Consider the following 22499-nt stretch of genomic DNA (forward strand, 5'->3'; position numbering starts at 1 on the left):
CGTGAAGGGACCAGATCAGGTGCAGGGCATCGCCGACTACGACTTCATCCGTCCCCTGGGTTCGGGCAACCATGGGCACTTCTTCCTGGCCCGGCGCCCCCGCCGGCTGCCGCTCGACATCGAGTTCGTCGCCGTCAAGGTGCTGCACGCGGAGTCGACCGATGTGGCGTTCCGCCGGGCCACCCGGGAGCTGGCCGCGTTCGCGGCGGTCCGCTCGCCCTACCTGGTCATCCCGATCGACGCGGGGCAGCAGGACGGTGCCTTTTTCTACTCGATGGAGTATCTGCCCGCCGGCTCGCTCGCCGAGCCGGCCCAGCCGTACTCCCCGGCGCAGGCCATGCGGGCCCTGGCCGCCGCGGCTCGGGCGGTCGCGGCACTGCACGCCGCCGGCATCGCGCACCGGGACATCAAACCCGGCAACGTGCTGCTGCATCCCGACGGCGGGAAGCTGTCCGACCTGGGCCTGTCGCAGGTCTTCACCGAAGGGGTCACGGTCACCGGGATGGGTGCCCTCGACGCGATCGAGTACGTCGACCCCGCCCTGCTGCTGGGCGGGCCTCCCGGCCCGGCGACCGACGTGTGGTCGCTGGGCGTCCTCCTGCACCGGGTGGTCAGTGGTGCCGGCGTCTACGGTGACCTGCCGGAATCCGACGGTCTGCTGGCTCTGCGCCGGATCCTGTCCACCCCGCCCCGGGTCAGTGACACGCTGGCGGCCCCGATCGCCGCCCTGGTGCGGGACTGCCTCGGCCCGGCGGCAGAGCGGCCCTCCGCCACCACCGTGGCCAACCGGATCGAGGCACTGCCGTGACCTCGCACGCCGTGGGTCAGCTCCTGCTCGGGCTGGCGGTCATCATCGTGCTGGCCCGGGCGCTGGGCGCGCTGGCTCGCAAGGTCGGCCAGCCGCCGGTGGTCGGGGAAATCATCGCCGGGATCCTGATCGGCCCGAGCATCTTCGGCACCCTGGTCAGCGACCGGTTCTTCCCGGTCGACATCCGGCCCGCGCTGGCGGGGCTGGCCAACGTCGGCCTGGTGCTGTTCATGTTCATCGTCGGCTACGAGCTGGACCAGACTCTGGTCCGCGGGCGGCAGCGGATCGCGGCGAGCGTCTCGATCGGCTCCATCCTGGCCCCGCTCGGGCTGGGGGCCGCGCTGGCGTGGTGGCTGGCCGATCGCCACGGCGTGACCGACGTCCTGCCGTTCGCCCTGTTCATCGGCGCCGCGATGGCGGTCACCGCGTTCCCCGTCCTGGCCCGCATCGTGGCGGACCGCGGCCTGGTCCGTTCCGAGGTGGGCGGTCTCGCGCTGGCCAGCGCGGCCGTGGACGACGTGATCGCGTGGTCGCTGCTCGCCGTGGTGGTGGCGGTCGGCACGGCTGACGGCAGCCTGCCCTGGCTCGTGCTCGCGGTCGCCCCGTACCTGTTCGTCATGTTCCGCTGGGTCCGGCCGCTGCTGCGGCGCCTGGCCGCGGCCCGGGAGCGGGCCGGTCGGTTGACCCCCGACGTCCTCGCCGTGATTCTCATCGGGCTGCTGGTCTCCTGCTACCTCACCGAGATCATGGGGCTGCACGCGATCTTCGGCGCGTTCGTGTTCGGCGCGGTGATGCCCCGGGCCGGCGGTGAGGCGTTGCGCCACGAGATCCTCGAACGCCTCGAGCAGGTCAGCGTGCTCCTGCTGCTGCCGGTGTTCTTCGTGGTCGCCGGGCTGCAGGTCGATCTGTCCACCGTCGACGGTGGCGCGCTGCTCGAGCTGGCGCTGATCCTGGTGGTCGCCATCGGCGGCAAGTTCGCCGGCGCCTACGCCGGTGCCCGGCTGAACCGCGTCGGTGCCCGGCAGGCCGGGGCGCTGGCGACGCTGATGAACACCCGGGGCCTGACCGAGATCGTCATCCTCTCCGTCGGGCTGCAACTGGCCATCATCGATCAGCAGATCTTCTCCATGATGGTCGTCATGGCGCTGGTCACCACCGTGATGGCGGGCCCGTTGCTGGCACTGATCTACCCGCGGCGGGTGCTGGAGCGCGACATCGCCCAGGCCGAGCGGGCCGCGCTGGGCGGTGCGGCGGGGTATCGGGCACTGGTGCTGGTACCCGCGGCGGCGCCGGCGGCCGCGGCGGTGGCCGACCTGGCCGCCGCGCTGATCGGGTCGCGCCGGCCGGCGACGCTCGCGCTGGCCCGGCTGGTGCCGTATCCGGCCGCGCCGCTGGAGATCGGCAGCGGGCTGATCGGCGGCCTGCTGGAGATGAATCAGGCGATGGGGGAGCTGACCCGGCTGTCGGCGGAGGTACGGGCCGATGGTCTGGAGGTGCCGGTCCTGGCCCGGTTCACCGGTGACCCGGGGGCGGAGCTCGCCGAACTGGTGCGCACGGGCGAGCCCGACCTGGTCGTCGTGACCGGGGATGGAGCCCGGCCCACCGCGGTGCTCGAGGAGACGCCGGTGACCGTGATCACGCTCGCCGGGCCACCGCCGGCGCCGGTATGTGCGATCATCGCTCGGATCACCGGCGACGCGTCCGCGAACGCCGTCCTGCGGACGGCGGCCGAGCTGGCGTCGGCGTACGGGGTCGAGCTGGTCGTCGACGCGGGGCCGCGGGTCTCCCGCAGTGTCGCGGGGGCCCTGCGTGAGCTGCGCCGCCATGGTGTGGCTGTGCGGGCCGAGCCGGCGGACAGCGACTCCGGTGCCGCGCTCGTGGTGGCCGCCGGGGGCGGGCCCGGCGACGGGTCGGACGGCGCGCACGTCGTCGTCCGCACCGGAGCGGACCAGGTCGAGGAAACCCCGGCGCAGTGGGTGCCCCGACTGCGCAGCCCGGCAGGCATCGGATCGGATGGGGAAGCGACGCAGGTGACGAGAGCATGACCGGTGGTGCGGGCCCGGCGGGCGGGCGGCCGCTGCTGCCTGGCGACCCGCGGCAGCTGGGCCGCTACGAGCTGATCGGCCGGCTCGGTGAGGGCGGCATGGGTACGGTGTACCTGGCGTCGACGCCGGAGGGCCGCCGGGTCGCCATCAAGATCATCAAGTCCGATCTGGCCGACGACCCGCAGTTCCGGCAGCGGTTCCGCACCGAGGTGGAGCGGGCCCAGGACGTCCCGCCGTTCTGCACCGCCGAGGTCCTCGACGCCGACCCCGACCACGCCCAGCCGTACCTGGTCGTCGAGTACGTCGCGGGGCCCAGCCTCGCCTCGGTCGTCGCCGAGCACGGGCCACTGACCCCCTCGAACCTGCACGGCCTGGCGATCGGGGTGGCCACGGCGCTCACCGGGATCCACGGCGCCGGCGTGATCCACCGCGACCTCAAACCGAGTAACGTGCTGCTCGCTCCCGGCAGCCCGAAGGTCATCGACTTCGGGATCGCGCGGGCCGTCGAAGGGGCCGTGAACCACACCCGGACCGACCAGATGGTCGGCACCGTGACCTACATGGCGCCGGAGCGCTTCGACTCCAGCACCGGCCGCAACCTCACCCCGGCCGCGGACATCTTCGCCTGGGGTGCCGTGATCGCCTACGCCGGCACCGGCCGCACGCCGTTCGCGGCGGACATGCCGCACATGGTCGCGGTGCGCATCCTGACCATGCCACCCGTCCTGGAGGGGCTCACCGGACCCCTGCGGGACCTCGTCGAGCAGGCGCTCGCCAAGGATCCCGCCGATCGGCCCACCGCGCGGGAGCTGCTCGACCGGCTCCTGGCCACCGGGCCGTACCGGGCCGGCAGCGCCGCCGCCGTCCTGGAGCGGCAACCCGCGCTGCGCGAGGCGGTCGCCGACGCGCGTGCCGCCGACGACGTGCAAGCCCGCGAGCGTACGGCCGCAATGCAGCTGCCTTCGCCGGGGGAGGCGGGCTCGCCGACGACCCGGTTCAACCTGCAGGGCCGAGCCGCCGCGGAGGAGGCCCCGGCGCGAGCAGAGCCGACGGTGGTGATTGCGCCGCAGATGGTCCCTGAGCCTGCGGCAGCCCCGCGGCGCGGATTCCGGGGGGCGGCCACCGCCGTCCTCGCGGGCACCGCCGTGATCGCGGTGACCTTGCTCGTCGGCATCGTGACCGGGTTGATCCCGGTGAATCGGGGCAACGACGAGAATCCCCGGGCGATCGGGCCGGGTGCCACGCCGAGCGTTTCGGCTGCGGCACCGTCGGCCGCGCCGGACGGCGTCACCGTCATCGCCGACCCGCTGACCTCCGAACGGGACTGGCGGGTCGTGCAGGATCCGGCGAACAAGGCGAGCTGTGAGTTCGACGGCGCGCTGGTGGTGGAGAAGCGGTCGGCCGGACCGTACAGGTGCCCCGGGCCGCGGCGGCTGCTCACCGACTTCACCGCCACCGTGACGGCCAAGCTGCTCACCAAGGGCGCGTGCGCGGCCGTCTGGCTCCGCTTCGACAAGGTCGATGCCACGGCGAACCGGGAGGCCGGCTACGTGCTGGCGATCTGCGCCGACGGCTACACGCTGATGACCCATGGTGCCACCGGGGTGAGCGACATGGCCGAGCTGGCGTCGTTCCCGTTCGCCGAGCCGGTAGGGCTGGGCGAGCCGATCACCGTCGCCATCACCGCCGACGGGCCCAAGCTGTCGTTCAGCCGCGACGGCACCGAGGTCGGCAGCTGGAAGGACTCCCAGTTCCCCAGCGGGCGAGTGGTTTTCGGCCTGCTCAACAAGTCAACAGGGTCGTCGCCCGCGCAGGTGTCGTTCAACGACGTGGAGATCCGCGCCTGACCTACTGCCGCAGGAAGTCGAGCAGCAGCGGGTTCAGCCGGTCGGGACGTTCCAGGCTGGGCAGATGGCCGGCCCAGTCCAGCTTGACCAGGCGCGCGCCGGCGATCCGGCCGGCCGGCTCGGCGGCGATCTGCCGGAAGCTCGCGTCGCTGGCCGGCCCGGCGGGCATGGGTTGCCCGAGCAGAGGGGTCGCACGCGGAACCCTCGTGTGAACGGGCTCAGCGGTTCGCGTACACGGACCGCACGGCGTCGATGAACGCCTGTCCACGTGTGGAGGGCGGTCCGTCCCTGGTGGGAAACAGCAGCATGCGAAGGTCGGTTGTCAGCTCGAACTGGACCCCGGCACCGTCGGCGTCCTTGTTGACGAAATTGTCGATCGACGTGCCGGCGATGTCGGCAGGCGCGGGCTGTTGAACGCTGAAACCGGCCGATCGCAGAGCCGTCGCCAGCTCGGCACCCGTGGCGGTGTCGCGTCCACCGATGTAGGCGACCTCGCCCGGCTTGTTCGCGCCGTGGATCGACAGGGCGTGGGGCCGCTGACGGATCAGGATCAAACACTCTTCGGTATCCCAGTTCTCGCTGGTCACATGCAGTCGAGGGGAGTTCTGCCCCGCGGGCAGCTTGCCCTTGAACTGACACTGCGTGTGGTCCGCACCTGCGATCGCGCTCGTGAGCTCGCTGGTGCGCAGTTCGATCGCGCCCCCGTGCGGAGCAACGACGATCAGCGGCGAGTCGGTGATCGCCCATGTGAGGTCATAAGCGACGCCGGCCTGCTCGACCTTGCGCAGCGCCGTCATCGACGGGTATTCCCCGACCTTGCCGGACGTGGCGGCCGCCGGGAGGCCCGGGGCCTGCTCAACCGGTGCGACACCGCATCCGGTCAGGATCCCCAGCGCGACGGCGATCCCGCCCAAGGCCCATCCTGCGTTCCTCACGTGGTTCCCCCGTTCGATGGTCGATCGATCCAGCGCTGCCGACGCTGTCCTGGATCCTACGCAGTCCCCGTCTACCGAATCCGCCCGCTGCTGGCGCGCTTCAGTAGTCCGAACTCTTGGACACTTCTGGATGTGGTGCAGCGCGCCATCTGTTCACCGTCGGCAAGGGCAGCTGCCGCAACCTGCGATCGGCGGCCCCGTGTGTAGGTCAAGCCTCGGGGGGTCGATCACGCGTCCGCAGCTTGACTGTACGGAGGGGTAACGCTTCCAGTGCGCCGATCAAGCGTTCAATTACTACTGCATTGTTCTCGACGCCACGTCTCGGCGAGCACGGCGTATGTGCAGCCGTCGAGCCAGCCCAGCTCGGCGTGCCAGGAGTCGCCGACGCCGTGCTGCTCACGACGCATGCCGACCTTCTCGAGGATCCTGACCGAGGCAAGGTTGTCGGCGAAGCAGCCAGCAGTGATCCGCCGCATGCCCAACCGGTCGAACGCGTACGCCACCATTGCCGTCGCCGCCTCGGTGGCGTAGCCATGGCCGTTGTACGCCGGATCGAAGATGTAGCCGAGTTCGGCCTCCGTCCGCGGTGGCATGCCGGGCTGACCCATACCGTCGACCGCATCAAGTGAGACGGTTCCAATGACCACACCGCCAAGCACGACCGCCTTGCTGTGGTCGTCGGGGTCTTCCGTCGCGTGCCGCCACGCCGCCCGGAAGGACGCAGGGTCGACCTCCGTGCGTAGTAGCCAACGAGTGACTTCGGGCAGATTGCGGTACTGCAGGATCCGGTCGACGTCCTCGTCACGCACTGGGCGAAGCTGAAGGCGTTCAGTGCGAAAGGTGGTGCTGTCCATGAACTGGGAGGCTAATGGGCGCAGAACGGCGACACACGCAATTTCCGGCTCGGCCGGGGTGCAGCTCACCTCACCCAACCTCGTACCGTTCTGCCGCTGGTAAGGCGAGCCCCGGTTGCAGGGCGGTCACATGCGCAACTGCAGTGCCCGTTCGCACGAGTGCTACGCCCTAACTCGGTGTGTAGTGCGGCATACCGGCGTCCGAACCGCGGCGTTCTGTCCTACTGTCGAAGGAGAGTCGGTCAGCGAGCACCCATCGTGGCTTCGATGGCAGCCGCGATCTGTTCGGCGCCCATCTCCTCAGAGTTGAACGCTCGGTCAGCCGGGATCGCTGGTAGCAAGTCGCGGAAACGGCGATACGCGGCGTGGTGAAACTCCGGCTCGCGTGACAGCCCGCGCCCTGGATCAGCCTGTGCACGCGCGAACGTCACCGCCACTGTGGCGTCGATGACAACCCATAGCACCGCTGCATCATTCGCAAGGGCACAGGTGAGGGCCGCCTGTTCCTCTGCGGTGTAGATCGGTCCGACGACCACGACGTAGTCCACGCTCGAGCGCATCCACTGGCCGACGAGTGCGCCATGAGCCTCGTGGGCGGCGAACCACAATCCGGCCTGGGCAGCTCCGGGCGTCGCTACCATCGCCGCGACGTCGTCGACGTCCGCCACCACTACGGTTTTGCCGCGGCTGGTCAAGCGCTCGGCGAGCTTGCTGGCGACGGTGTTCTTGCCGGCTGCGATCGGGCCTGTGAGAACCACCAGGTGAGGCATCATCCGAATCTGCCGCACCGCCAGCACGATCGCCAGTACGCAAGGACCTCGGGAGTGCCTTGCCTATCCCGGCGGCCGCCCTCGGCCTCACCGACATCCGGCGGGTTGCCCGGCCGGGACAGCGGCGCGGTGACCTGCCATGCCGGCGCTGGAGCCTGCGCATCGTGTGGGAGCTGCGGCTTCTGCGTCCGTGGTGTCCGACGGGTAGCGGCGGACTCGACCGCTGGGCAGGTGATCAACAGACACGGAAGCTGTGGTGGATGCGCCGGCTCCACCCTGACGAGCGCCTACCGCTGAGGTTCGGAGTTGACATCTCGCCTGCTACCGCTGGCCGCAGGGTCGAGCGGCCGGGGTAGCAGGCGAGAACCGGGTCGTTCGGTCAGGCGGGGTTCAGTTGCCACTGCTGGTTGGTTCCGCCGTTGGCGGTCCACTGCACGACCTGCGCCCCGTCGCTGGTCGACGCACCGGAGACGTCGGCTGCCAGTCCGTTGCTGCGGGCGACGATGGTGTAGTAGCCGTTGCCGGTGGGCCGCAGGTACCACATCTGGTTGGCGCCGCCGTTGGCCGTCCACTGCTGCAGTTGCAGCCCGGCCGTGCTGCTGCCGGCGTTGACGTCGAGCACCTTTCCACTCGGGACGTACCGGAGGGTGTAGGAGCCGTCGGAGGTCGTGGCGATGGTCCAGGTGCCGGTGCCACTCTGCTGGACCACCTTGGCCCCGTCCGCGGTGGAGTTGCCCGCGACAGCGAGCGGCTTGCCGCTGTTGCGGTTGACGATGCGGTAGGTGCCCGGTGCGGGTCCGGTTCCGCTGCCTCCGCCGAGGTTGAAGTACTCCACCGTGTCGGTGAAGACGGGGCTACCGGACTTCGTGGTCGACAGCTGCAGGTACACGCGGTTGCCGGTGGCCGGGGCGGTGAAGGACACCGGCTGGGTGACCCGCGAGCCGAGCGGGACGGTCAGGGTCGTGCTTCCGGACGCGACGACCGCGCCGTCCGGCGCGTCGAGCCGCGCCGTCCAGGTGAAGCCCACCGAAGTGTCGGCGAAGTCGTCGTTGAAGACGGTGATGTTACGGGTGACCGTGGCGTTCCGGGCGTAGGTGGGCACGGCCTGCGGCAGCGGGAAGGTGCCGTTGGAGTCCGAGGCGCCGGAGGCCGACCAGTACGGCAGGTCGACCGCGGCCACCGGGTTGAACGCCGCCTGCACGCGCTGGATCTGCGGGTTGCTCCACGGGTCGGGCAGGTTGTCCGCTCCGTAGATCGGGTGACCGCCCTCCTCCGGGGTGAAGTCGGTGGACCGCACTCCGGGCACGACGCTGGCCCAGGCCGACAGCAGCGTGTACGGACGCAGGTCGGTGGCGCCCTTGCCCCGCTTGGCCAGGGTTGCCGTGGCGAACCACTCGAAGCCCTGCTTGTTGTTGCATGCCGGCCAGATGAACTCGCCCTCGCCGTCGGGCCGCCCGTTCACGCTGACCAGGCCCTCCCCGTACCGGCCGAAGCCGTCGACGTAGTGCGGGATCACCGCGAAGTTGGCGTACGTCATCCCGGGATACAGGCTGACATTGTTGCCGACGCCCACCTCGACAATGATCGGCCGGGTTCCGTCGGCGCCGTTCATCGCCGCGTACAGGTCCTTCTCGAACTGTTCGGAATCCTGGCCGCTCTGGTTCGGCTCGTTGTTCTGACTCCAGCGGATGATCGCGGGGTGGTTGCGGTCGCGTAGGACCAGCGCACGGGCGTGGTTGATCATGTTGTCGCGTCCGACGGAGTTCTGCCACTCCTGCGAGGATTGGGAGCCGCGAATCGCGACCTCGTCGATGATCATCAGGCCCATCTCGTCGGCGACATCCAACATGTACGGGCTGCCGGGCTCCTGGTGGATGCGCACCACGTTGTAGTTCAGCCGCTGGTAGTTGTCCACCGCCTGCGGCCAGCCGCCGTTGCCGGACGACGGGGGCAGGAAGCCGGGCAGGGTGTGGTACGCGTCGCCCTTGCCGCCGTTGTTGATCCGGTCGTAGTCGCCACCCTGGAGGTTGTCGCCGCGGAAGTTCACGCGCACGCCGTTGAGGTAGTAGTAGTCACCGTTCTGGGTGGCCTCCCGGAACCCGAACCGGTACTCGGCGTCGCTCGTCCGGCCGTCGTCGGTGACGGCATGCACCGTCAGCCCGTGCAGCTGCGCCCGGTACCCCGACCGGTACGGCACGTTGGGCCACCAGTACGAGGTGCTGTCGAGGTTCCACGCGACCGGCCCGACGGTCACGGTCGCGGTCGAGTGGGCCGCCACGGTGACCGTACGGCTGGGCAATGCCGGGTAGCTGAAAGCCGTTCCGTTGGTGGACGACAGCGACCCGGTCAACGTCACCGACCGGGAACTGCCCGACGTGTTCCGCACCGTCACGTCGTAGGTCAGCGTCTTGTTCGCCACCGACGTACGCACGAATGTGTCGCTGACGTACACCGCCGGGTACACCCGCAGGAACGCGGACCCGAAGATCCCCTGCGGTATCGCCTCGGACCACGTGGCGGCGTCGGGCACCAGGTACCGGCCGTTGGATGCCTTCAACGCACCGCGGCCCTTCACGTTCACCGTGATCGTGTGGGTGGTGCCCGGCGCCGCGTAGGCGCTGATGTCGAAGTTCGACGGCGTGAACGCCGTGGTCTGCGTCGCGACCACCCGGCCGTCGACCGACAGCGTCGCCTGGTGATTGACCGCCCCGAACTCGATCCACGTCGACTGCGGCTGACCCGAGTCGGGCACGGTGACGGTGCGCGAGTACACCGCCTCGTTCACGTCGGTGAAGCCCTGCTTGTACCAGCCGCCGCCGGGCACGGTGATCGAGGTCGCCCCCCGACCCGCCGGCGTGAAACTCCAGGTCCCGGCCAGGTCGACCGAGGCGACCGCGGCGTTCCCGGCCGCCACACCGTCGACACCGGCGGCCGCCACGGCCCTCATCGCACTCGGCGCGGCCAGGGCCGGCCCGTCGATCGCCAGGGTCAGGACACCGAGGACCACGGCTGCGGCCAGCCCTCCAGCCGCTGTCGGCAACCAACCGCGCCGGCGGGCGTTCGAACGATGCATGCCAACCTCCTCTGACTCATCCGCCAGCTCCGCAACGCGTGACACGTCGAAGGCGTGGTTCATCTCGATGCCCCTCTTCCGCCGGTCAGGCAACGGTGCACGCCGCGCCGTTGAGCGTGAATGCGGTCGGGGTGGCGGTGTTGCCGGTGTGGCTGGCCTGGAATCCGATGACCACCGGTGCATTCGGGGCGAGGGTGGCGTTGTAGTTCACGTTCCGGGCGGTCACCTGACCGGACGCCGGCGAGTACGTGGCGCCCCATCCTGAGGTGATGCTCTGGCCGCCGGGCAGGGTGAACGCCAGGGACCAGCCGTTGATCGGGGCGCTTCCGGTGTTGGTGATGGTGAGGTTCTCGGTGAGGCCGGTGTTCCAGGGGTTGATGGCCGCGCTGACCCGGCAGGGTCCGCTCGCCGGACTCGAGGGGCTCGGGTCTGGCGAGGAGGGGCCGGGCGAGGAGGGGCCGGGCGACGAGGTGCTCGCGAACTGGGTGAAGAACTTCCACACCTCCTGCTTGACCCAGCTCCGCGCGCCACTCTCACAGCCGGCGCACCCGTCCACCGGACCCTGCTGGTGGCCGCCGTCGAACGGCGCCCAGACGACCGGGTACCCGGCGCGGCACCCCGAGTAGGTGGTGATGATGTGGGTGCGGCTGCCGGGCGCCGGCTCGGGGGCGTTCTGGGCGGTGCAGCCGTTGTTCCGGACGAACCTGTCGCGCAGGGCCCGGCCATTCTGGATGCCGTCATTGACCCCGTGGATGCCCAGGTACGCCACCGGCCCGGTGCCGCCGCTGCATCCGCTGATCGGCCCGGGGGCCGCGATCGCCGCGACCGCACGGAACACGTTCGGCCGGGAACACGCCAGCGAGTAGCTCATCGCGCCGCCGTAGCTGAAGCCGACGGAGAAACGCTGGGTCGTGTCGACACAGAGCGCGTTGTCGATCAGGCGGATCATGTCGTCGGTGAACGTCACGTCCTCGCCACCGGAGTTGGCCCAGCCGTTGTTGATGCCCTGCGGGGCGACGAAAATGGTGGTGTTGTTCGACTGGGAGAGCATGCCGTAGTAGGCCCAGGGCTGTCCGTCGGTCCCGCCCGTCGCGACCTGGCTGGCGGTGCCACCCAACCAGTGGAACCCGAAGGCCAACCGGTGCGGATAGTTGTTGTTGTAGGTGTCCGGAAGCCGGAGGGTGAAACTGCGGCTCTTGCCACCGCTTTGGATCGTGTGGTTGCCACTGTTCAGCCCCGGGGCCTTGCCGCATCCGGCGGTGGGCGCGAGGGCATTGGCGGCCAAGGGGGAAGTGCCTGCCGACGCCACGTGGGCGCCGGTCACAGCCAGGCCGACGACCAGAAGTCCGGTGGCGACGGTGGCGAGCAGTCCCTTGCGCCGAGAAGAGGGTTCGGCACGAAGCACGAGGTACTCCAGTCCTGAAGTAGTGCGCGATGGGGGTCGCACCACCCCATTGTGCAAACATCATACGTCTCATGTCAACGACGATCATCGATGTCTACGGCTGACTGCCACGGTGGATGAAGACGCGAGGGAGCCGACTGGCCGGAGCCGCGCCGACGCTGAGCTTCGCCGCGCTCGGCGCTTTGTCAAGACAGCGTTCGCGACTGATGACGGCGGCTCAGCGGGGCAGATCGCGGGTCAGGACCTTGCCCGTCGCGTTGCGGGGCAAGGACGGGAGAAACACCACGTCGCGCGGTACGCAGAAGCGGGCCAGGTGACGGCGCACATGGTCGCGGACCTGCTCCGGGCCGAGGATCTCACCCGGCTGCGGCACCAGGTACGCGGCCAGCCGCTCGCCGTACCGGTCGTCGGGCACGCCGATCACCGCCACCTCACGAATCTGGGGGAGGTCGGCGAGCAGGTTCTCCACTTCGGCGGGGAAGACGTTCTCGCCGCCGGACACGATCATGTCGTCCTCGCGGCCGTCGACGAAGACCCGCCCGGCCGCGTCGAGGTCGCCGGTGGCCAGCAGGCCGTCGTGCCGTTCCCGGGAGGTGCCGTTGGAGTAGCCGTCGAAGAGCATCTCGTTGCCGACGAAGAGCCGCCCGACCGTGCCGGTGGGTAGCGGCCGGCCGGCCTCGTCGAGCACCACGGTCCGGGTGCCGTGCAGCGGCCGGCCCGCCGTGTTCGGCGCTGCCCGCAGGTCGGCCGGGGTGGCGATGGACGCCCAGGACACCTCGGTGGAGCCGTACACGTTGTAGAGGACGTCGCCGTACCGGTCCATGACCCGGGTGGCCAACCCGCCGGGCAGCGCGGATCCGCTGACGGCGACCACCCGCAGCGGCGGGCGGGGGCCGGCCGGGGCCTGCTCCATCAGCTGCTGCAGCATCACCGGGACGGCGATCATGGCGGTGCACTGTTCCCGCACCATCGCGGCCGACACGGCGACCGGCTCGAAGCGGCGGCGCAGCACGACGGTGGCCCGCAGCGCCAGCGCGATCTGCAGGCCGGCGTACCCCCAGGTGTGGAACAGCGGCGCGGCGATCAGCACGCGGTCGCCGGCGCGCAGCGGGATCCGGTCGATCATCGAGCACAGCGGACCGAACCCGCCGGGCGTACGCCGCAGGGCGCCCTTGGGCGCGCCGGTGGTGCCGGAGGTCAGCACGATTGTCCGTCCGGCGCGCTCCGGTGGGGTCAGCTCACCGGGCGGGGCCCCGTTGATCAGTTCGTCGAGCCGCGCCTCGCCGATGCCGTCGAGGCCCTTCGGCAGCTCGAACTCGTCGTCGTGGATCAGCGCCCGGAGCTCCTGCTCCCGGGCGACGGTGCTGAGCTGAGGTCCGGACAGCCCGGTGTTGATCAGCACCGCGTCGGCGCCGAGCGAGGTGACCGCGACCAGGGTCTCGATCATGGTGGCAGAGTTGCGGCAGAGCACTCCGACCCGGTCGCCGGGCTCGACGCCGACCGTGCCGCACAGGGCGCGGGCCAGCCGCCCGGCCCGATCGAGCAGGTCGCGGTAGGTCACCGCGCGCCGCTCGTCGACGACGGCGACCCGTTCCGGGTCGCGGGCGGCGGCCTGCCGGAGCTCGCCGGCGAGGCCGAAGCCCCACCGGCGCAATGCGGTGAGCTGCCTGATCAGGTCGGCCGGTGGGCCGGGACGGAGCAGCCCGCGCCGGGCCAGGGTGGCGAGGACGAACGGGACGGCCATTCCGGTGCACCTCCAGGGGCGGGTCAGCGGATCGGCATCCCGGAGATCGCCCGGGCGATGACCAGCCGCTGGATCTCGGACGTGCCCTCGAAGATGGTGTAGATCTTGGCGTCCCGGTACATCCGCTCGACCGGGTGATCGCGCAGGTAGCCGGCGCCGCCGAGGATCTGCACCGCCTTCTCCGTGACCGCGACGGCCACCTCGCCGGCCTTCAGCTTGGACATCGACCCCTCGCCGGCGGTGAACGGCCGGTCGTTGCGGCCCATCCACGCGGCCCGCCAGACCAGCAGCCGGGCGGCGTCGATCTCCATCTTCATGTCCGCGAGGGCGAACGCGATCGCCTGGTTCTCGATGATCGGCCGGCCGAACTGCACCCGCTCCTTGGCGTAGCCGAGCGCGTACTCGTAGGCGGCACGGGCGATCCCGATCGCCTGGGCGCCGACCGCTGGGCGGGACAGCTCGAACGTGCGCATGGCGGCCTGCTTGCTGGCCCGCTGTCCCGAGCGGGCGCGGGCCAGGCGCTCGTCGAGTGCCTCCTTGCCGCCGAGCAGGCAGCTGCCGGGCACCCGTACGTCGTCCAGGAAGACGTCCGCGGTGTGCGAGGCCCGCAGACCGAGCTTCTTGAGCTTCTTCGTCCCGACCAGGCCCGGCGTGCCGGGCGGGACGATGAACGCGGCCTGGCCGCGCGAGCCCAGCTCCGGGTCGATCGAGGCGGTGACCACGTGGATGTTGGCGATGCCGCCGTTGGTGGCGTACGCCTTCTGCCCGTTGAGGACCCACTCGTCCTTGGCCTGGTCGTAGACGGCCCGGGTGCGCATCGAGGCGACGTCCGAGCCGGCCTCCGGCTCGGTGGAGCAGAACGCGCCGACCTTCGGGTCGGCGGTGTCACCGAAGCACTGCGGAACCCACTCGACGAGCTGCTCGGGGGTGCCGGAGCCGTAGATCGCCGCGACCGCGAGCGAGGTGCCGGAGATCGCCATGGCGATGCCGCCGTCACCCCAGAACAGTTCCTCGTTCGCCAGCGGCAGGGAGAGCCCGGTCGGGTCGGACCACGTGTTGATCAGGAACTCGAAGCCGTAGAGGCCGATCTTGGCCGCCTCCTGGATCACCGGCCACGGGGTCTCCTCGCGTTCGTCCCACTCGGAGGCGGCCGGACGGACGACGCCTTCGGCGAAGCCGTGTACCCACTCGCACAGATCACGCTGCTCCTCGTTCAGATCGAGCCAGAACTCCACGGCAGATCAGCCTTTCCTCGGAGGAACCTACTGGCGCGTTAAGTTACGGGGAGGATGCGTAGGCTGACAAGGGTGTCGACCACTCGCACCTTCAAGCGACTGCCCCGTGAGATCCGTGAGCAGCAGGTGCTCGACGCCGCGGTGCGGGTCTTCTCCCACCACGGCTTCCACACCGCGTCGATGGACGAGATCGCTGAGGTCGCCGGCGTCTCCAAGCCCATGGTCTACGCCTATCTGGGCACCAAGGAAGAACTGTTCATCGCCTGCCTGCGCCGGGAGGCCACCCGGCTGATGGAGGCGATCGCCGAGGTGGTCGACCCCACCCTCGGCCTGAGCGACCAGCTGTGGTCGGGCCTGCGGGCGTTCTTCGCCTTCGTCGGCGCACACCGCGACGGATGGGCCGTGCTCTACCGGCAGGCCCGCGGGCAGGAGCCGTTCGCCGCCGAACTGGCCGCCATGCGCCGGCGCATCGTCGACGTGATCGCCGACATGCTGGACCGGGCCGTGCGGGCCGAGGGGCGCCAGATCCACGGCATTGATCTCGAGGTCAGCGCGTACGCCCTGGTCGGTGCCGGGGAATCGCTCGCCGACTGGCTGGCCGATCACCCGGACGCCGACCCGGACAAGACCGCCGGCCGGCTGATGAACGTCGCCTGGCTGGGCGCCGCGCAGCTGCTCCGCGGCGATGTCTGGGCCCCGGGCGGCTCCGAGCCGCCGGTCACGTCCCGGGACGCGGCGTGACCCCGGTGACCGAGCCGGTCAGGTGGGGGCGGCCGGAGTCCGCCGCACGCAGGGTGAAATCCCAGCCGCCGCCGGCGGTTCGCGCCGCGGCGAAGTCGACCGTCGCCGGCAGCAGGATGGGCAACTTGAAGGCGACATCCACGCTGTAGGCCGGCGGCAGCCGCCCGTCGAGGGCGGCCAGACATCGTGCCTTGGTCCACATCCCGTGCGCGATCGGGCGGGGGAAGCCGAACAGGCGCGCGCCCAGCCACGAGGTATGAATCGGGTTGTGGTCGCCGGAGACGGCGGCGTAGTCGCGACCCACCCGGACCGGGACCCGCCGGCGCGCGGTGGCGGCCGGCCCGGGCGGTCGGTCGCCCCGGCTGCCGCCGCCCTCGCCCGGTCGATCTTTGCGGAGGTACGTGGAGACGCCGCGCCACGCCTCCTCCCCGTCGACAGTCGCCGAGCTGATGACGTCGAACTGCTGTCCCCGGTCGTGCGGGCGCAGGCCGGCCGCCCGCACGGACAGGTCGAGCCGGCTACCGGCGTCGATCGGCCGGCGCACCGTGATCCGGTTCGCGACGTGCACCAGCCCCGCGAGCGGGAACGGGAAGTCGGGGGCGGACATCAGCCGCATAGCGAGCGGCGTGGCCAGCACGTGCGGATAAGTGGCCGGCAGCGCGTCGGCGAGTCGGAAGCCGCAGACCCGGTCGTAGCGAGCGAGGTGCTCGCGGTCGATGACCGCCTCGCGGCGGATCGCTGTCCGGTCGGGCAGCGCGGTGCCGCGGCGGCGGGGGAGCAGGCCAAGAGCGATCCGGGCGTACGAGGGTCCGGGCCGCCCGGTCAGATCAACCACCATCTCAAGCTCCCAACAGGCTCTGGCCGCAGACTCTGACCACGTTTCCGGTGACCGTGCCGGAGCCGGGCGAGGCAAGCCAGGCGACGGTCTCCGCCACGTCGATCGGCAGGCCGCCCTGCGTCATGCTGTTCATCCGCCGGCCGGCCTCGCGCAGCAGCACCGGCATCCGGGCGGTCATCGCGGTCTCGATGAAGCCGGGCGCGACCGCGTTGATGGTGATCCCCCGACCGGCCAGGTCCGGGGCGCACGACTGCACCAGGCCGATCACGCCTGCCTTGGAGGTGGCGTAGTTGGTCTGGCCCCGGTTGCCGGCGATCCCGGCGATCGAGGCCACGCCGACGATCCGGCCACCGTCACCGATCAACCCGCGCTCCACCAGGACGTCGTTGATCCGCTCCGGGCCGGCCAGGTTCACGTCGAGCACCGAGTCCCACCGGGCGGCGTCCATCCGGGCGATCGTCTTGTCGCGGGTGATCCCGGCGTTGTGCACCACGACGTCGACCCCGCCGGTCAGGTGGGCGGCCAGTCGCTCCCCGGAGTCCGGCGCGGTCAGGTCCAGTTGCAGGGCCCGGCCGCGTACCTCGTTGGCCACGTCGGCCAGAGCGTCGCCGGCGGCCGGCACGTCCAGCGCGATCACCTCGGCTCCGTCGCGGGCCAGCACCCGCGCGGTGGCCGCTCCGATGCCCCGGGCCGCTCCCGTGACCAGGGCGATCTTGCCGGCCAGCGGCCGGTCCCAGTCGGCCGGCGCGGTCGCCGGGCCGGCGCCGACCCGGATCACCTGACCCGAGACGTACGCCGAACGCCCGCTGAGCAGGAAGCGCAGTGTCGACTCGATGGCCTCCTCGCCGCCCGGTGCCACGTAGACGAGTTGCGCGGTGACACCGCGGCCGAACTCCTTGCCGATGCTGCGGACCAGCCCTTCCAGCGCACGCTGCGCGGTCGCCTCCCGCGCCGAGCCGCACAGCTCGGGCGCCGTGCCCAGCACCACCACCCGGCCGGAGCCGAGCACCGAGCGGGCCGCCGGGTGGAAGAAGTCGTAGAGCGCCCGCAGCCCGGCCGAGTCGAGGATCCCGGTGGCGTCGAAGATCAGCGCGCCGTAGCGGGTGCCGCCCTCGATGCCGCCGCGCACGTCGGTGCCGGCCCGGTCGAGCAGGTCGCGGACCGGGCAGCCCAGCCGCCCGCCGGGCGCCGCACCCAGCAGCACCGGGCCAGGCGCGAGGGGAGCATCCGGTTCGTGGCGGCGCAACCGGGGCGGATCGGGAAGCCCCAGCCGCCGCACCACGGTTCGGCCCAGGCCGGTGTTCGTGAAGGTCGCGTATGTGTCACCCATGCGAGTAACCTACTCGCCAGTAGATTACTGACAAGCTCCCGGAGGAGTGCCGTGCAGAACACGCGCCGCGTCGCCGTCCTGGGTGGAAACCGGATCCCGTTCGCCCGGTCCGGCAGCCGCTACGCCCACGCCACCAACCAGGACATGCTGACCGCCGCCCTGGACGGGCTGGTCGCCCGGTTCGGGCTGGCCGGGCAGCGGGTCGGCGAGGTGGTCGCCGGCGCGGTGCTCAAGCACTCCCGCGACTTCAACCTCACCCGCGAGGTCGTCCTCGGCTCCCAGCTCGACCCGCACACCCCGGCGTACGACATCCAGCAGGCCTGCGGCACCGGGCTGCAAGCCGTCATCCTGGTCGCCAACAAGATCGCGTTGGGTCAGCTGGAGGTCGGTATCGCCGGCGGGGTGGACACCACCTCGGACGCGCCGCTGCAGCTCAACGAGGACATGCGGCGGGCGCTGCTGGAGCTCAGCCGGGCCCGCGGCCTCGGCGCCCGGCTCCGAGCCGCCGCCAAGCTCCGTCCCCAGCAGGCCTTCCGTCCGGAGATTCCGCGCAACGCCGAGCCGCGCACCGGGCTGTCGATGGGCGAGCACGCCGCCCTCACCGCGTTGCGCTGGAACGTCGACCGCGAGTCGCAGGACGCCCTGGCCCTCGCCTCGCACCAGCGCCTCGCCGCCGCGTACGACCGGGGCTTCTTCGACGACCTGGTCACGCCGTACCTGGGGCTGACCCGGGATCAGAACCTGCGCCCGGACACCAGCCTGGACCGGCTCGCCGCGCTCAAGCCGGTCTTCGGCGCCGGCGGGGCCACCATGACCGCGGGCAATTCGTCGCCCCTGACCGACGGCGCGTCGACCGTGCTGCTGGCCTCCGAGGAATGGGCGCGGGCGCAGTCGCTGCCGGTGCTGGCCTACTTCACCGACTGCGAGACCGCCGCCGTCGACTTCGTGCACGGCGACGAGGGCCTGCTGATGGCACCCACGTACGCCGTACCCAGGATGCTCGCCCGTCATGGCCTGACCCTGCAGGACTTCGACTTCTACGAGATCCACGAGGCGTTCGCCTCGCAGGTGCTGGCCACCCTGGCCGCCTGGGAGTCGCCCGAGTTCAGCAAAGAGCGGCTGGGCCTGGACGCGCCGCTCGGCTCGATCGACCGGGACCGGCTCAACGTCAACGGCTCATCGCTGGCGGCCGGCCACCCGTTCGCCGCGACCGGCGGCCGGATCGTGGCGAACCTGGCCAAGCTGCTCGCCGAGAAGGGCTCCGGCCGTGGCCTGATCTCCATCTGCGCCGCCGGCGGCCAGGGCGTGGTCGCCATCCTGGAACGCTGACCCGCGGCTGGGCTGCGTCAACGGCAGCTGGAGGTCCGCGCCTCCCCGCTGAAGGTGTCGATGTTCTCCACCTTCCAGGATCCGTCCTGGCGCACCGCGTTGACGGAGAACATCGCGCCCGCGGTGGAGGTCTGTTTCGTGGTGGTGCTGGTGTCGCTCTGGGTGGCGAAGACGAGCACCCGCGCGCGGTTGCCGGTCAACATCTGCACCCCGCTGTTGGTGACCGTGACCGTGACGACCAGACGCTGCTGGGGTGCATGTTGCCGTACCACCGCGAAAAGCTGGTCGTACTGGCAGACGGCCTTACCGGTCAGCAGGCTCCGGGCGGCCTGCTGGGTCTTGTCGAGGTCGTTGTAGTTGTACGAGAAGAGCGTGTTGACCGCGGTGGCGACCTGACCGTTCGCCTCACTGGTGGCGGCGTTGTCGGTCAGCGCGATGTTGGTGCCCGCCGCGGTGCGCACCTGGTGGGCCTGCTGGGCGAACCACGCGGCCAGTCCACTCAGGACCACGGCGCACGCGCCGAGCACCAAGACCTGTGTCATGGGCCGCCGGAGGGCAGATTGTGCAGCCGGGGGCTCCGGTGGTGTCGCGGAGGATTCCGGTTGCGCGGGTGGGGTTTGCGGTGGCGGCGGGGTGGGATCGGTGAGCGGCCGGCGTCGCACCATCCGCCGGGAAACGGTCCGCCGAGGTGGGCGGGTGGGTGTCGGCATGCGTGCTGGTTCCTTCCGTACGCGGGCTCAGGCCGCGGAAACCGGTACTTGTCCGATGGAGCTGAGCTTCCAGGTCGACCCGGTCCGCGTGAGCTGGCCCGCCAGCCGTTCCCGCTTGGTGGTCGGCTGGCCGGTCGCCGGGGTCACCGTCAACTCGATGGCCACGATGACGCTCGCCTTGCCGGCCCGTTCGTCCAGCTCGGTCACCGCGCCGTCGAGGATCTTCGCCGTGGTGATGGTCTTCGCCTTCTGGATCTGCGTGAGGAAGTTCTGGCGGCCCTGGTTGAGCTGATCGTGCAGGGTGCCGGTGGTGGAGTCGATCCAGAGATTGATGCCGCTCTCCGCCGTGCGGTAATCCAGCGTGTTGAGATTCTGGATCGCCTGCTCGGCGGCGCGCAGCACGTCGTCGCGGGTCTGCGAATACCGCAGCGAGTCGTCGTGCGCCGCCGACCACCACGACCAGCCGGTCCACCCGGCGGCGCCGGCGGCGACCAGGGCGAGGACGAGAGCCAGCACCACCAGCAGGTGGCGGGGACGCTGGCGGGTAACGGTCATTTGACAACTCCGTGGGCTCGCTCGTGCAGCCGGCGGGCCCGCAGCACCAGTTCCATGGCGAAGCGGGAGTCGGGATCGTCGAGCTGCTCGCCGAGACTCTGCTCGAGCTGACGCATGCGGTAGCGGACGGTCTGCGGATGCACGCTCAGTCGCTCGGCGATCTTGGCCGCCGACCCGCGCGCGTCCAGCCAGGCCTCGAGCGTCTCGACCAACCGCTCCCGGCGGTGCGGGCTCATCGTCCGCACGGCGGCGAATTCGCGGTCGGCGAGCTGCTCGACAAGCGCCCAGTCGGAGACCAGCAGCATCTCGCAGAGATGTTCCTCGCACAGAATCACCGGCCCGGTATCGATCGCGCCGGACTCGGCCAGCGCAAGCGCCTGCCGGGCCCAGCGCAGAGAGTCCGCTGCCGCGCTCAGCCGCACCGTGGGACCGACGGCCAAGCGACTGCCGGGGAACTCCGCGACCAGGCGGGTCCGGCGGTCCGCCGAAGGCCGACCGGGCACGAGCAGGTATGGCTCGACGCTGTCCAGGTCGGACAACACGTCATCCTTGGGCGGCGTCGCATCCCGGTTGCGGAGGCACACCGCGATCATGGTGACTTCGTCGGGCACCGTCCAGCCGGCCAGGTTGGCCAGGTCCTTCACCGCGCTCTCGGGGGCGGGCGGGGACTCCAGGATCAGCCGGAGCAGCCGACGGCGCCATTGGTTCAGCGCGTCGGCGTTGCGTGCCTTCGCCTCCATGTACCCCTCGACGGACAGCGTGGCCAACTGGTCGATGTAGCCGAGCAACGTGTCGGCGAGCTGGAACATGGTCGACGACAGCAGGCCTTCCCGTCGGCCCACCTTCACGGCCCGTTGCCAGGCCAGCCGGGCGCCGACCCGGTATGCCGCCTGGAGGCTGTCCAGGCTGCGGTCCTCGTTCGCCTCGTACCGGCCGAGCCGCCGGAACACCCCGTCCCAGCCCTCGTGGGACGCGGACGGGTCCGCGATCTGGTCGATGAAGGACTCGAGCGCGTGCTCGACGCCCAGCCGCATGGCCTGGCCGTACGGGCCGTCCATGGGGCGGGCGTACTCGGGAATGGTCTCGCGGATCTCGGTGATGATCTCGGTGGCCAGGCTCGGCAGTTCGGCCCGCATGATGACGGCCAGGTGGCGGGGGAGCACCTCCGGAGGCTTCGCCCGGCTGCTCCTCGTGGCGTGGCTGTCGGCCTGCAGTGGACGGGTCATCGACGTCTGCCCCTTTCCGACACCGGGCGGCCGGTTCGACGTGGCATCGAACATAGTCCATGTCGGTCGACTTGGCGCAAGTTGCCCTCTATACCGGTCATAGCTAACAAATCCGACAGGCTGCTCCGGACCCCGTCCTGGGGCTGAATTGCGCGTGCCGTGACAATCCGCGTCGGCACTTCGTGCTGGAAGTGATAAGAAACGGCGGCTCGCCGGGCACCCGAGCAATTCATCGGCGTCTCTGCTTGTGGCCCTTTGTAACCCGTCAGTAACATACCGCCGAGGCCGACTTCGAGCTACTGACGGCCCGCCATCCCAGGTCCTGCCGACGGCGCCGGGCGGACTCGGGAAGGGGCCGGCGGAGCGGGCTACAGCCAGGCCCGGCGACCATTCGGTCGCGGGCATTTCCCCAGGAGAGTGCCAATGCGCGTACGGAAAGCAAGTGTTCTCCTCGTCGCGGCGATGGCCGCGTCGGCAGTCGGCGTCAGCGCCTCACCAGCCGCCGCCGCAGCCGACATCAACGCCACCTATCCGATCAACGGCGTCAGCCACATCAACTCCAACGACTCCGACCTGCCGCTGGGTCCGGGCAGTCTGAAGGCGACCGTCAACCTGGACAGCGGCGCACTCACCGCCAGCGTCTCCCTGCCCCCGGCCATCGGGAACTTCAAGGAACTCGGCATCATCCCGGTGAGCGCGACGGTCGAGTTCATCGAGGCGGAGCCGACCACGGGGTCGCTGAACCTCAACACCGGCGCGATGCAGAGCACGTCGCACATCACCCTCCGGCTGACTCGCCTCACCATCGCGGGCCTGCCCGCTCTGGTCGGCAGCCGCTGCCAGACCGTCCGGCCGGCCGAGATCCCGTTGGCCTCGCAGTCCGGGTTCAGCGTGCTGCGCGGTGGCGTCGTCTCCGGGACGTACACCATCCCGCCGTTCGAGCACTGCCTGCTGAACACCGGACTGATCAACCTGACCATCCCGGGGCCGGGTAACACGCTCACCCTGACCCTCGGCCCGGCCGTCCTCGGCTGAGCCGGCAGTGCATCCCCCA

19 protein-coding genes are annotated in these 22499 nt (G+C 70.7%); 6 read left to right on the forward strand and 13 right to left on the reverse strand.

Annotated features, from left to right (window positions below; genetic code table 11):
* Position 1: 1 nt before the first annotated feature.
* From ACQP2Y_RS13295 to ACQP2Y_RS13305, 3 genes are read left to right on the forward strand one after another with little or no spacing between them, the layout of a single operon-like run.
* Positions 2–808 carry a protein kinase domain-containing protein gene (locus tag ACQP2Y_RS13295; protein WP_433727791.1) on the forward strand — a complete coding sequence of 269 codons (807 nt, stop codon included), beginning with the start codon at positions 2–4 and terminating at the stop codon, positions 806–808.
* On the forward strand, positions 805–2853 hold the full coding sequence (locus ACQP2Y_RS13300) for a cation:proton antiporter (protein ID WP_433727793.1): 2049 nt from the start codon (positions 805–807) through the stop codon (positions 2851–2853). Before ACQP2Y_RS13295 ends, ACQP2Y_RS13300 begins: the two co-directional genes overlap by 4 nt.
* Positions 2850–4700 (forward strand): serine/threonine protein kinase, encoded by a 1851-nt coding sequence (locus tag ACQP2Y_RS13305; RefSeq protein WP_433727795.1) that lies wholly within the window; start codon positions 2850–2852, stop codon positions 4698–4700. The genes ACQP2Y_RS13300 and ACQP2Y_RS13305 overlap by 4 nt, the downstream gene beginning before the upstream one ends.
* Position 4701: 1 nt before the next feature.
* Here ACQP2Y_RS13305 and ACQP2Y_RS13310 read toward each other — a convergent pair whose 3' ends face one another.
* The 8 genes from ACQP2Y_RS13310 to ACQP2Y_RS13345 all read right to left on the reverse strand — a co-directional run bounded on the left by ACQP2Y_RS13310 (position 4702) and on the right by ACQP2Y_RS13345 (position 14716).
* The gene (locus tag ACQP2Y_RS13310) at positions 4702–4869 is read right to left on the reverse strand and encodes an alpha/beta fold hydrolase (protein ID WP_433727797.1); all 168 of its coding nucleotides are present in this window, start codon (positions 4867–4869) and stop codon (positions 4702–4704) included.
* Positions 4870–4918: 49 nt separating this feature from the next.
* Positions 4919–5614: a poly-gamma-glutamate hydrolase family protein gene (locus tag ACQP2Y_RS13315; protein WP_433727799.1), complete on the reverse strand. Its 696-nt coding sequence runs from the start codon at positions 5612–5614 to the stop codon at positions 4919–4921.
* 308 nt (positions 5615–5922) lie between these two features.
* Positions 5923–6489, reverse strand: a complete 567-nt coding sequence (locus ACQP2Y_RS13320; protein ID WP_433727801.1) for a GNAT family N-acetyltransferase — start codon at positions 6487–6489, stop codon at positions 5923–5925.
* 242 nt (positions 6490–6731) lie between these two features.
* A complete protein-coding gene (locus ACQP2Y_RS13325) occupies positions 6732–7286 on the reverse strand; it encodes an AAA family ATPase (RefSeq protein ID WP_433727803.1) in 555 nt (184 codons plus the stop codon).
* A gap of 352 nt (positions 7287–7638) precedes the next feature.
* Complete coding sequence (locus tag ACQP2Y_RS13330) at positions 7639–10332, reverse strand: RICIN domain-containing protein (RefSeq protein WP_433727806.1); 2694 nt, start codon at positions 10330–10332, stop codon at positions 7639–7641.
* Between the two features lie 85 nt (positions 10333–10417).
* The gene (locus ACQP2Y_RS13335; RefSeq protein WP_433727808.1) at positions 10418–11737 is read right to left on the reverse strand and encodes a cellulose binding domain-containing protein; all 1320 of its coding nucleotides are present in this window, start codon (positions 11735–11737) and stop codon (positions 10418–10420) included.
* Positions 11738–11954: 217 nt separating this feature from the next.
* Positions 11955–13481 carry an AMP-binding protein gene (locus ACQP2Y_RS13340; RefSeq protein ID WP_433727810.1) on the reverse strand — a complete coding sequence of 509 codons (1527 nt, stop codon included), beginning with the start codon at positions 13479–13481 and terminating at the stop codon, positions 11955–11957.
* A 23-nt stretch (positions 13482–13504) separates the two neighbouring features.
* On the reverse strand, positions 13505–14716 hold the full coding sequence (locus tag ACQP2Y_RS13345) for an acyl-CoA dehydrogenase family protein (protein ID WP_433727812.1): 1212 nt from the start codon (positions 14714–14716) through the stop codon (positions 13505–13507).
* A gap of 72 nt (positions 14717–14788) precedes the next feature.
* On the opposite strand from ACQP2Y_RS13345, the gene ACQP2Y_RS13350 reads away from it, so the two are divergent.
* On the forward strand, positions 14789–15457 hold the full coding sequence (locus ACQP2Y_RS13350; RefSeq protein WP_433727814.1) for a TetR/AcrR family transcriptional regulator: 669 nt from the start codon (positions 14789–14791) through the stop codon (positions 15455–15457).
* Here ACQP2Y_RS13350 and ACQP2Y_RS13355 read toward each other — a convergent pair.
* Positions 15435–16295 carry a MaoC/PaaZ C-terminal domain-containing protein gene (locus ACQP2Y_RS13355; protein ID WP_433727816.1) on the reverse strand — a complete coding sequence of 287 codons (861 nt, stop codon included), beginning with the start codon at positions 16293–16295 and terminating at the stop codon, positions 15435–15437. The genes ACQP2Y_RS13350 and ACQP2Y_RS13355 overlap by 23 nt on opposite strands.
* A gap of 1 nt (position 16296) precedes the next feature.
* On the reverse strand, positions 16297–17625 hold the full coding sequence (locus tag ACQP2Y_RS13360; protein WP_433727818.1) for a 3-oxoacyl-ACP reductase: 1329 nt from the start codon (positions 17623–17625) through the stop codon (positions 16297–16299).
* Between the two features lie 51 nt (positions 17626–17676).
* On the opposite strand from ACQP2Y_RS13360, the gene ACQP2Y_RS13365 reads away from it, so the two are divergent.
* Positions 17677–18954 carry an acetyl-CoA C-acetyltransferase gene (locus tag ACQP2Y_RS13365; protein ID WP_433727820.1) on the forward strand — a complete coding sequence of 426 codons (1278 nt, stop codon included), beginning with the start codon at positions 17677–17679 and terminating at the stop codon, positions 18952–18954.
* A gap of 17 nt (positions 18955–18971) precedes the next feature.
* Here the strand turns inward: ACQP2Y_RS13365 and ACQP2Y_RS13370 are convergent, their stop codons facing one another.
* From ACQP2Y_RS13370 to ACQP2Y_RS13380, 3 genes are all read right to left on the reverse strand, one after another.
* Complete coding sequence (locus tag ACQP2Y_RS13370; protein ID WP_433727822.1) at positions 18972–19496, reverse strand: hypothetical protein; 525 nt, start codon at positions 19494–19496, stop codon at positions 18972–18974.
* 195 nt (positions 19497–19691) lie between these two features.
* A complete protein-coding gene (locus ACQP2Y_RS13375; RefSeq protein WP_433727824.1) occupies positions 19692–20219 on the reverse strand; it encodes a hypothetical protein in 528 nt (175 codons plus the stop codon).
* Positions 20216–21445 carry a helix-turn-helix domain-containing protein gene (locus tag ACQP2Y_RS13380; RefSeq protein ID WP_433727826.1) on the reverse strand — a complete coding sequence of 410 codons (1230 nt, stop codon included), beginning with the start codon at positions 21443–21445 and terminating at the stop codon, positions 20216–20218. Before ACQP2Y_RS13380 ends, ACQP2Y_RS13375 begins: the two co-directional genes overlap by 4 nt.
* Positions 21446–21868: 423 nt before the next feature.
* Between ACQP2Y_RS13380 and ACQP2Y_RS13385 the strand changes: the two genes are divergently transcribed.
* The gene (locus ACQP2Y_RS13385; RefSeq protein ID WP_433727828.1) at positions 21869–22480 is read left to right on the forward strand and encodes a hypothetical protein; all 612 of its coding nucleotides are present in this window, start codon (positions 21869–21871) and stop codon (positions 22478–22480) included.
* Positions 22481–22499 lie beyond the last annotated feature (19 nt).

Source organism: Actinoplanes sp. CA-051413, assembly GCF_050955795.1.
GTDB lineage: Bacteria > Actinomycetota > Actinomycetes > Mycobacteriales > Micromonosporaceae > Actinoplanes.